This window comes from Desulfobacula toluolica Tol2 (assembly GCF_000307105.1).
GTDB lineage: Bacteria > Desulfobacterota > Desulfobacteria > Desulfobacterales > Desulfobacteraceae > Desulfobacula > Desulfobacula toluolica.
The window spans coordinates 4,864,211-4,876,433 of sequence record NC_018645.1 but is presented as its reverse complement, the minus strand read 5'-3'; the positions used below and the strand labels follow the sequence as shown (position 1 = coordinate 4,876,433).

Genomic DNA, 12,223 nt, shown 5'->3' with positions numbered 1-12,223 from the left:
TCATGATTGAATCCTTTATACTCAATATCTTTCCGCCAGGAAGTCTTGCAAACTCAGTGACCACAACGGTCTGGCTTGGAGTGTGTGTGACCTGTTTTTTTAATCTGCGTCTGGGCTGGGTGTTAAGCGGCCTGGTTGTGCCCGGCTATCTTATTCCGCTTTTGATGGTCAAGCCGTTGTCGGCAGCCGTGATTATTTTTGAAGCCGTCATCACCTATTTTCTGGTCTGGCTTTACTCGGAATATTTTTCAAAATCAGGTTGGTGGAACAGTTTTTTCGGCAGAGACAGATTTTTTGCACTGCTGTTGACCAGCATCATTGTAAGACTGATCTTTGACACCATCCTGCTTCCACTGTCAGGAGAATATGTGACCAGGACTTTCGGGATTGTTTTTGATTACCGCAACAGCCTGCACAGCTTCGGCCTCATTGTTGTTGCCCTGCTGGCCAATCAATTCTGGAAGCCGGGACTGAAAAAAGGATTTATCCAGGCTTTTATAACCCTTTTGACCACATGGCTGCTGGTCCGGTATGTTCTGATTGAATTTACAAATTTCAACATGGGCAATATCGTATACATGTATGAAGACATTGCCTCTTCAATGTTATCCAGCCCCAAAGCCTATATTATATTGTTAACAACCTCGATTGTGGCATCCAGGATGAATCTGCATTACGGATGGGACTTCAGCGGAATACTGATACCGTCATTGCTTGCCCTGCAATGGTATCAGCCTGAAAAACTGGTGTATACATTTCTGGAAACCTTTATTATTTTGATGATCGCCTCCCTGGTGCTGAGGCTTTCCATCTTTCGCGAAGCCAACATGGAGGGAGCAAGAAAAATTCTTTTGTTTTTCAATGTTGGTTTTTTTTATAAGTTGGTGCTGGGATGGGTCATTATTCATTGGTTTCCCAGAGAAAAAGTGACTGATTTTTATGGATTCGGATATTTGCTGACCACTTTGCTTGCAATTAAAATGCACGATAAAGACATTGCTGTCAGGGTCACACGGGCAGTTCTCCAGACATCGTTGGCAGCGGTCATGGCGGCAACCTGTATAGGTTTTGCCATGACCCATATTCCCAATATTCTATCATTGACTGCACAGCCTTTGACCCGGATATTGAATGTTAAAAAAGAGTTTGGCGACCAGCGGTTGATTGACCTTTTAAAAGAAGACAAGGTCAGGCTGTTTACCTCTCTGAAAAAAAATTCTTTTGTGTCTCCTTTGCCCAGGGAGATGGAAATTTTTTCAGAAGCACTCAAATCCATTGAACACTATTGCGTTTCAAAGGACATAAATTCCCTTAAAACAGCTGAAAATCTTCTGGGCCGGATCAATTACGCCCTGGCAAAGGTTGAAGGACATTATCTTTATGTGTATGAAGCAGAGCCGCGAAACGGGTGGGGAAGTTATGTTTTTAATGTTGATTTTAAAAACCCCATGCTCCTTGAAGTGCCGGCTCCCCTGGATGAATGGGGCATCCTGGAAGCCGGGACATGGCTGTTTTCCGCTTTGAACGCCAAGGCTCTTGCCTTTGGCGGATCAGGACTGAAAACCAATGATGACGGAACGTCCGATGTTTTGAACAATCCTTTAACACTGTTTTCCGTGTTTCAGCGTTTTTTTCATGACACCAATATCCTTCAGGTTCGGGGTCACACCCAAAACACCATAAAGGTGCTGACAGGCAAGCGTGTTATCCCTACTCTGGGAGAACCACCGGTTGTCGACTCCCTTCTCTGGATAAAATCTTCGTTACCGCCCGGGCTGGATCTTGTGCTTTTAAAAAAAATACTGGGTCCTTTCGGCATAAAATGGGAAACTTCTCCATTCAACAACCGGCTGCGGGACAAGTCGCATTCCGGGTTTGCCGTATTAATGCTGAACCGTCACCATGCAAGGGATTTAATGTTTAAAACACCTTTCAAGGGAATTGAACTGCCTGTTGAACTCAGCGAGCAGAGTATTGTGGGTTATCTTCAAGACTGGCTGCTCAGGGGCAAACAAAAAATCTCAGAAAAAGGATCGGGCCTGTATCAAGTACCAAGATTTGAAGAACTTTTGTTTTTTGACCATGAAATTTTAACCCCTTTATTAAAGCTGTCCCGGCAATTGTATTCAGATAAGGGATGGGGACCGAATGCGGTCAATGAATTAAAAGCATTAAACATATCGGCTGCCGTTATGGGGTATGAAATCATCCAGTACCGCCATAAAACTTCACACCAGGATTATTTGATTTTATCGGAAAGAGATGATGCAGCCAAGCGGTTCTGGGGAAGTTATATTTTCCGCCTCGGCCCGTCAAATCCCTATCTGATACAAACACCTAGGCCTTTATCTGAAATGAACGTGTTTGAGTACTCAGTGTCATTGTTTGAACGGACCAAGGCATTGGGCCTGATGATCAGTACGGCCCACCCTTTAACAAACCCGGACGGATCATCAGATATCATCAGGATGCAGAACAAAGAAAGCCTGTACACCCTTGTCAGCCAGGTGATGGTAAGAGAACAAGGATCTGATCCCTTGATGATCGTTCAATGCAGGGCTCTTGGATTCAAACCGGATGCGCCTTTGCCGGATACGGATGCATTGCTGTCTTTTCGATCCGGAGTCAAGCTTTACAGTCAACCCGATACTTTGACCCTTGACCTGATCACCTCTTTGAAATCAAACGGATTGAGCATCAAACTGGTGGACGGGTCAAAAGCCACGGCCGGATATGAAGTCGGGGGAATTCCCCAGGCCATGTACCTGGACCAGTCCCGGAATAAAGAGTTTGCCATTATCTGGCTGTCTCCCGTCATAAGAGCCTATTTCAGGCAGCAAACGGAAAACAAGATACAGGAAAGCCAGTTCAGAGCTTTGGGCATCAACACGTTTGAAGCCGATCTTTTCGCCACTATCAACACAAGCCAAAACCAGCCGGTTGATTTGCCAGGCCGGTTTAAAACCCTTATTCAGACCTATATTGAAACCCATGATATTATTGTGCTGGATCAAATTTTGCATCAATGGCCAGGCCTGTCTTATCAAAGAATCATCGACCTGAATTCAAAACAGAGCTTTTTACTTGTATTCACAAAAGCAAAACAGCTTGCCGCAGTTATCAACCTGTTTCCAAAAGACATGGGTACAACACTTGCCGTAAACGTCTTGCAGGTTACTCAAGAACGCATATCCCATTATATTGACGCCAGACTTGCATGGCTGGAGTGGAAAAAACAGTGAAAAAATATTTTTTAACAGCTGCTGCCGCATTATTTTTCATATGGCCTTGCCATACCATGGGTTTTGAATTTGAAAGTTTTTTTAAAGGGCTTAGGCAGAACATGCTGAGCTATTTAAAAGCCCCGGATGCAAAGATAAGCTTGTGCTATAAACTGGATCAAAACCAATGGACCAACTTTTATCTTCCTCCGGCAACAGACAGGGTCAAGATAATCACCACTGCCAATATCCCCAAAAAGACCGACTATGATCCTGATACCCCAATGAAGTATGCCCTGGAATACCAGATTTGCGACAAAGAAAATAATATTATAAAATCAGGAATTTATCACAAGCATACTAAAATCACCTTGTATAACGACGCTGCCGGGGACAAGCAATACACGGCAGGGTATTATCTTAAAACACCCCTGGTTCCCGCAGACGGCAGGAGTGTGGTTCTGGATTTTAAGAAAATCCCGGATAACCAGGGTTTAAAGATGAGATTCCGGCTTTTTGGTCATGACCCCATTATCTTTGATGTGGTAATGCGGCTTTATCTGCCTGAAACACCTTCTGAAAACAATTTAAAGCACCAGTGGCAGCGAACCGGCAAGGAAAAAAGGGAGCATCTGTCCCGTTTTAATATCTATCCTCCTGAATTTTTAACGCAGACCGAACAGACAAACCTCATGCGAATGGCCTGGCAACCTCTGGCACCATTGGGATCTGCCAGCAAAGATTATAAATTGCGCAAACTTTATGTCAGAAAAGAGATTGACGCCGACATTGCGCAACCGCAACCTTTCCCAACCGGTCTGGTGATTGATCAGCAGTTGCGGGTTACCGTACCCATCCCGGAACAGGGAATACAAGTCAAATGTGTATTTTCGCATGTTGCCCCCATTGTGGAAGGAAAGCCCCCTGCCCATATACAATTAAAATGGTTTGGCAAAAAACAAAAAAAACAAGAATGGACAGTGCCATGGAACGGCATTTTTGCTGTATATGAAAACCGGCTTGCCGGAGGCATAATGGAATTGAGTTCTGACCAGCCGGTTATTGTTCAGGTCTACAGCATTGACAAAGGCCAGAAGACTGATATCACTCCTGCCCCCCTTGTTGCACGGGCATTTGCCATGGACCAAGAGAACACTCTGACCTATCGGGTTTCCCATGCAAAAGGGCTGTCCACACCCTTTAAGGCCGTGTTCAGAAAAAAAACAAGCGACACAATCTCTGCTGATCAGTCTATTGATTACGCTCTGCTTGATCATAACGGAAAACAAATTTTTAAAAAAAACATTCCTTTTGACCCGGTTCCTTCCGTATATGACCACTTGATTGAAAATGATACCAGGATTATTTTATCCGATCCTGTTGCAGTTTATTTCAGGCTTCCTCCAAAGGTTTCCTCCATCCGGTTTTCATCTTCCAGCCCACTGCTGGCAACTGCATACAACCGTCCTCCTCAAAGGATGGCCCTGACCCGTGTGCCTGAAGACGGGTATGCCTCCATGGACAAAGAAGATGAAAAACAAGTCTCCTGGTTTCCCATAACACCGTTGGGATTTAACACGCTTTTTAAATTGCAAAGATCGGTTTTGCTCAGGCTTCAGCACAGACCGCCGGACATTGATTATGATCTGTCCTCAGGCCGTTTTGTATGGGAATCCTTTGCCCCCCGCGGCAATAGCAATGACAATGGCAACGGGCACTATATTTTAACGCCGGCTGAAAAAAAACAGTATCACCGTGATTCAGCCCTTGTGTCAAATTTTAAAAAAATACCCTTGAACATACCCGTGACAATCAATTTTAAGTCCCAAGGGGCTCTGAAAAAAATGAGGCCCCGGCTGATTTTTTACAGTGAAAACAGATCCCGGCCTTTTCATATCAAGGCGATACTTGACGGGAAAGATTATTTTCAAAAAGATCTGGCAGGGCTCACCGGCAGCGTGATGCTGCCGCCTGTCCAGGCAGGCATACACAAGCTTACCCTATTGTCTTCGGCTCCTGTTCAATGTTTTGTGAACCTTATCCGCTCTGAAGATGCAGGATATCATTTGAGATTTGCCTACCGCCTGACCCGAAAGTCAATGACATTGGACTATACCAAATTGTTTGATGAAGATGAAAATTTATCCCTGGCCCTGTTTTTTCCTTCTATGTATCACTCTGGTGATCAATATGGGGATCAACAAAGTGATCAACATAGCCAAAGACTCATCTTTACCGCCAAAATCCAAAATCTTTCTTTTACGGATTATGGCCCGTTCAATACCCTTACCCGCAGAAAACGGCAATACAGCCTGAGACCGGACAACAATGAACCCGCCTATATTCTGAATTCATCCACCCCTTTGTTGAGATCCAGGCAGTCTTGTTTTTTTCCGCTCCGCTCGGATCTGAAACCCGGCAAATATGAAATCAGCCTGACCCTGGAACACGGCCCTGATGCCTATATCGTTCCTTACAGGGTAATTTCTGGTGTCTATCCCGAGCGCAAAATATTAAAGGAAATAAAATGATTTTGGACAAAACCGTTGCATGGCAGTTTGCGCTGACCTTGTTTTTTTTATTACAGCCCTCCTTATCCCAAGGCGATAGCGGGTATTTGCTTGTCAAACAGCATCTTCATGAGGCACGGACAAAAACCGATTTTGTGTTTCCTTCCAAAAAAGAGTTGCAGACAGTTCAGCACTTGTTTTATCGAATGTTAAAAAAAGAGCCTCATAAGGCATTAATTGAAGAGTGGAAACAACTAAATTTTTCCATGACAAATATTGAATGCAAAGGCACGGAGTATACTCTTTTGTCGGAAGATGAACAAAATCGTACCGGCAGGGGTTTTTATATTTTTCCCACAACCCCGAAGACCAATCGTGTTCTGATGATACCCCACGGACTGCATGACTTTCATACTGACGATATCGGCATTCAATTAAGTCTGGAAGGACACTTTGCAGCTGCAGCATTTAATACTGTTCACAGGTATGGAAACAAAAGAAAAAATTCCCTGCCGCAAAAAAACAATCTTCAGCAGAAAAACCGCCCGAAAAATGATGAAGCCCATGATCTGGCAAAACTTTCAGACACCTTTTTTACGGCATTTACAGCCGCATTTGCCCGGGCATATTCAGACGGATCATTGTTGCAGGTTCACGGGTTTTCAAAATCCCGAAGAAAAACACTGGAAGGCCGGAATTCAAACCTTGTGGTAAGTTCGGGAACACGACAGGCAAGCCGCCTGGCCAACAAGTTTGCAGACTGCCTGAAAAAACAATTTACCGGAAACGTCAGCCTGTATCCCCGTGATGTCAGAGAGCTTGGGGGCACCCGGAATATAAGCGGCATTCTTCTTCGATCCGCAGGCCACAATGGGTTTATACACATTGAACTGGATCTTGCAACCCGGCAGCAGATCAAAGATGTCCCTGAGATCAAACAATGGTTTTTAAACTGTATAGAAATGCTTTAAAGGAATTCAAATAATGACCAGATATCTTTTAATCCGGTTGATGGGAGCCGTTTTTTATTTTTTTGTCACAGGTTACGGCCATGCTGCTGTGGATGATCTGCAGATGCATCTTCTGAATGCCTATGACCTTCCGTTGAGATGGGACAATATTGAAAACAAAAAAAACATTATAGAAGGGCCATGCCCCAGGTACAGCCGTGAATACCGCATGCATCTGATAACCCTTGAGCCGGGAGAGGCCGTCAAGGTAAAAATTCCCGAACAGCGCATGCTAAGGCTTATATCACAGGATCACGAAACAGGGCTTGCCCCCTTAAAAATTTCCATGTCCAACGGTACCGGGCTGCATGCTTTTTTGAAAGTTCCCATGACTCCTGATAAACTTTCGGCCCTTATTGATCCTGATACAAATGATCCTGTAATCTGCAAGATTTTTCTTCCAACAGACATAAAACAGAACATAAGTATTGCCCTGTTTTTTTCCCGGCAGGAACACTTGGGCACGCTTGCCCCGGCCAGGACACTGATTCCCCTTGATGGCACTGCTGTTTCAGTGTCGCACCAGGACACGGCGGGATCAGCCAGTTTTTGGCGCTTAACGGCTGACAAGCCTTCCCGAATCAGCCTGGACGGCCCGGTCCGACTTGTTGTTGAAAACCGTCTGGTATACCCGGAGCGTGAATCTTTCAGGAGACTCAGGTACGGGTTAAAGGTGTTCATGGATGAAAAAACCCATGCTGTCCTGGATTTTGAAACCGTACCGGAAAGCTCACGGCTCATTTTTATCAACGGCATTCCCCGGGTCTGCGGACGGATCAAAACCTCTTTTCTAACCCTGCCAAAAGGCAACCATACACTTACACTTGTTCCACGGTCGGATCTTATTGTGCGGGTCATAAAACAGGAAGACCCTGATTATTTGTTGGCAAAATTCAATGCGCCAAAAACTTACAAAAAAAGCATGGACACGGTTTTGTCTCAAAAAACAGTTGTCATGCCTCTGAATAAAATGTTTGATATCATACCCAACCCGGCATTTTCTTTCTCCCAAATTGAAGCGGCAGCAAAAAAAACAGCACAAGACAACACCCGGCCCCAGAGCGGACTTTTCAGCGCGTCTTTGATGGAAAAACTTGCTGAAACCCGGCCTGATGCCCCGCAACTCAAGCGTGAAGCAAAAAATTTATATGAAGGTCATACATTTTTTCGCAATCTTTTGCCCCGGATCAAGCCGGATAATAAATCCCAGGAACGCCTCGGATTCATCCTGCCCAGGCTCAGGAGAGCAGGGGACACCCGCATGGTTGTGGCACAACAGCACAGACAAAGACTCGTCAGCCTGATTCAAAAAGGATATTTCCTGAGCGTTCCCAATGACAAAACCCGGCCCCTGGTTTACACCATTCCCAAAAGAACGGCATGGTCAAAGCTTAGGGTCATTCTGGAGCCAGGAAATGGTTCAAAAAATTTTTTTGTTCAATTTAACGGAAAACCAAAGCTTTGCTTTACCGCTGAAACTAAATATGATGTCACACAAGATATGTTCAGGATCACTCCGGCAGAAGCGGGACTTGTACTCCGGCAACTTGAAAAAACCTTGTCCGATCCTTGTCTTGATCCGAAAAAATTGATTCAACCATCTTATTTTGAATTGGATCTGCCGCCCGGAGCAGATGAATTTTCCTTGTGGGGAGAAAAAAAATTTACAGGCAGAGCAGCAATCCAATACCTGGATTCAAAGCCCTATGTCATGTCTGAATCAGACTATCTTTGGATCGGTAAACATAAAAAAATCTGCCCCGGCCTTTTTGACGACTTTGCCGCCCGGCTTTCTTCAGGCCGGAGTACAAAATTTTCAAAAAGTTACGAGGAAGGACAAGAAAATATTAGCCGTAATTTAAAAAATTTTCAGACCTCCCTGGTTCGTATGATACGGTCAAATCATGCCTTGTTCACTGCCTCCCAGGCAGATACCCAGGCAGCTTCAAAGGCAAACCAACGGCCAGGCAAGGCTGATCATCGGGCAGCTTGCACAGCTTTTCAAACAGATTGTCAGGCTGTTAAACGTTCATATCCTTTCGGGGCAATGTTTTCGGATGCCCGGACAAACGCCCTGGTTAAAAAAGCCCGATACCTGGAAGACCAAAACCAGGCTCTGCCTGCCCTTGAAAAATGGTCGGCCGTATTCCACAATACTGCCGGGCAAATTCGCTGTACCGCAGCTTTAAAAATAGCTGATCAGCTGATGTCCCTGGGCGAAACCTATCTTGCAGAAGCATGGCTCAAACAGCTTTTTATCAACGCTGCGCAACCGGTTTCTGATTCCGCTTTTGAACGGCTGTTAAAATTTTACCGGCAGGCAGAGGACTGCTCTCAGGTGATGGCTCTGTATTGCACAAGGGCTGTTCGTTATCCCACACCAAATCACATAAGGGATTTGACACAACTTCTGGTCGAGCAGGGGCAGTTTTCCCAGGCATTGTTCCTGGCTGCGGTTCTTCCTTCGGACATTCAGCCCGTAATGCCGCTGTTAAAGGCGGCGGGCACTCTGGGCTGGGTTCGGGTGTATGATGATCTTGTCACCCGCTTAAACTCTTCGGAACAAGCCGCCTACTGGACCGGTATGGGCCTGCTGTACCAGTCAAAACCGGAACAGGCCTGTGAAATCCTTGACTCTGCTGGAAAACCGGGGAAAATTCTTCAAACAGCTGTGGAAAGGGGGCTGGAAATCAACTCCGCTCTTTTTTCAGCGACCCCGGCCAAACGGCTTCAAGGCATACTGGACTGGGAAGCCTGGTCCTCCGGCCTGCCGCTGGATTACCATTGGCAGACTGCATCGGATTCGGTTATGGATTATGACGGAAGTGTGACATTATATACTTTGCCAAGAGATCTGTATTCCCAATCTTTCCGGGCCGTGCCTTCAAAACCTGTTACTGCAAGGTTTCACGGTCCCGGAACATTAAAGGTTATTGTAAGAGTTCTGCATGAGCAAACAGACAAACTGCCGGACACAATGCCAATGAACGGGTGGTTTACCATCCAACATAATAACAAAGATCATCTTGTCCCGATTGTCAATAATCTTCCGGTTCAGGCAATGGTGATTTCAGGAGACAACACCCATACTCCAGGAACCAGTATCAGCCATGACATCAATCTGATACCGGGAGCCAATGACATTGAAGTTTACAGCGCAACAACGCCACTTTTGGCTGCATTTCAAGTTTTAAGGCCGGACAGGCCCTTGACTGGTATTTTGCCTCAACTAACAACCGCCAATGTTGACGCGGTTTTAAAAGGGCAGATCATGCAGAGTTCTTGTTCCGGCGGCTCAGCTGCTGCACGGGAGCTGGCCGGATACGACAGCCACAGTCCGAAAACACTGCCGCAGATACCGGTTCTCTCCCGGAAAGATCTTGAAAACAGACGGAAGGCAAAACAGCAGGTAAAAACCCCGGAACCACTTTACCCGGATACATCTTATCTGGAACCATTTTCCAAACAAGGATTTTCCAGTGAAAAAGATCTGGTTTTCAAAACCATGTCCCAGCTTGTGCTGGCCGCGGAAAAACATCCTGAAAACATATTGCAAATCGAAGCCGACGCCCGTCAATTGTTTACAAAATATTCCCATTTAAAAGGATTAAAAGGGCTTTTAGGACAAATTACCAGACAAACTTCCTGGGAACCTGTCTCAATGGTTGAAGCCAATGCTGGAATTGAATCTTTTCCACTGGCCGGATGGGAGCCGGAATCAGATACCCTTCGCATCAGAAAAGCACTTTTGTCCCCGGTATCTTCGGGAGAACAGATCATAACAAAAGAAAACAATCTGGTATTGTTCATGAACAACACCCGGCCCGTTTTGCTCAAAGCAGACATATCCCTGCTGGATCTGCCTTTTTTGCAACCCGCTTTTGTCAAGTTTTTTTACCAGCTGGATGACCAGGCTCCCGAATTTATCACGCTTTTTCCAGGAATGACTGCCCACCAAGCGGCAATCCGGGTCTCAAAAGGGTCTCATAGGCTTACAATCGGTATTTCAGACAGTTATTCAAACCAGTTTTTAAAGGTCAAATTTTGTGAAAACCCGTCCGTTACAAAAACATATAGTGCCGGAAAATCAGTTGGCAAACCTTTAACAAACAGCACATGTACCGAGCTGCTAACAGACAATCCACCCAAGCGTTCCTTTTACAGGGCAACCCACAAAGACCCTGTAAGGGTTCACATCCAGGGACCGGCATGGATACGCATTGATACACTCAAAAACAACGATACCCGGGTTGAGCATCAATATATGAATCCGGGCTGGCACACCCTTGTCCTGGAACCGGACAAAAATGAATCCCAAGCCCTGTTCAGGGTACACAGGCGAGCTAAGGCCATATTCCCACCCGATCCGTTAAATCCAAGACTGGTGAAAGCCGACTTTGACCTTGTTCCTGCTCCCCATGAAAATTTTTTACAAGATTTTTCTCCCGGCAACACCGTCTGTTTTCAAGACACTTACGCCCTTGGGTCTCAGGAAGACGGAACCTGGTCTTTGGCTGGATCATATAAAAACTTGTTCAACAGCCTGGAAGATGAGGCAGAAGAAGACCAGGGACATATATATGAAATTCTGGCAACCCATCACTATTATCACGAAACTCTGCCTGGATATACCGACACTGGATTTTTAACCCGCTTCAGGCAAAATGCAGGACCGGTCATCGGACTGACACAAGATTTTTATTATTATCCCAGGCAGGTTCCCCTGGGCCTGAACCTTACAGGCCGCATATACCTGCAAAATCCTGATGCAGATACTTTTGCCATGTTTGACAACAGCCCTGCGGAATATTCCGGTCTTTTCAAAGCAAGAATTTTTCAAAAACGGCCACTATACTTGAAATTTGGCCTGAACTCTGGCCTGAAAGCTTTTCATATCCCATCTTTTTCCCTTTTTGGAAGAATATTGAGCATGGATGATGCAAACCAATATCCCAACCGCCTGGTGGACCGAGATATCTTTACCGACTACAAAAACGACCACAGGGCGGGGGCAACCCTTTCTGAATACGCCTCATACATGCCCTGGCTGGATACTGTATGGTTTTTGCAAGGATCAATCAGCAGCAATGAAAATATGAATTTGCTTCAACCGGATAATATGAAAATGAAAATCGGATGGAAGCAGCTTTTGGGTAATTTTCAGGCAAATCTTTCTTACGGCCACAGGTATTATTTTTCAGATGAGGACCGGTCCGCTGATATCAAAAGAAACACCGGAACCCTTGAATTGTTCTGGAATCACTGGACCCGTGATCAGCAACGGCTTACTTTGGGGCTGACCCTTGAACAGGACCTGGACAACAGTGACACCGCCATTGAGTTTTCAGGAGTCTGGTTTTTCAGCAAAGGCCGGGGTTTAAAAGATATCAGGCCGGGAGCCCTGGATTTTTTCAATATCCATAAACGAAACATGCCCCAAAAAAACAATACCTTTATCCGCAACCATTAGGCAAAATTGATC

At 45.4% G+C, this 12,223-nt stretch carries 4 protein-coding genes; all 4 read left to right on the top strand.

Annotated elements, in window-relative coordinates; all coding sequences use genetic code 11:
* The first annotated feature begins 2 nt into the window (after positions 1 to 2).
* The 4 genes from TOL2_RS21930 to TOL2_RS21915 are packed head-to-tail and all read left to right on the top strand — an operon-like array spanning position 3 to position 12,211.
* Positions 3 to 3,242, top strand: a complete 3,240-nt coding sequence (locus TOL2_RS21930; RefSeq protein ID WP_014959469.1) for a poly-gamma-glutamate biosynthesis protein PgsC/CapC — start codon at positions 3 to 5, stop codon at positions 3,240 to 3,242.
* Positions 3,239 to 5,752: a hypothetical protein gene (locus tag TOL2_RS21925; protein WP_014959468.1), complete on the top strand. Its 2,514-nt coding sequence runs from the start codon at positions 3,239 to 3,241 to the stop codon at positions 5,750 to 5,752. Before TOL2_RS21930 ends, TOL2_RS21925 begins: the two co-directional genes overlap by 4 nt.
* Complete coding sequence (locus TOL2_RS21920; protein WP_014959467.1) at positions 5,749 to 6,702, top strand: hypothetical protein; 954 nt, start codon at positions 5,749 to 5,751, stop codon at positions 6,700 to 6,702. Before TOL2_RS21925 ends, TOL2_RS21920 begins: the two co-directional genes overlap by 4 nt.
* A gap of 13 nt (positions 6,703 to 6,715) precedes the next feature.
* Positions 6,716 to 12,211, top strand: a complete 5,496-nt coding sequence (locus TOL2_RS21915; RefSeq protein WP_014959466.1) for a hypothetical protein — start codon at positions 6,716 to 6,718, stop codon at positions 12,209 to 12,211.
* Positions 12,212 to 12,223 lie beyond the last annotated feature (12 nt).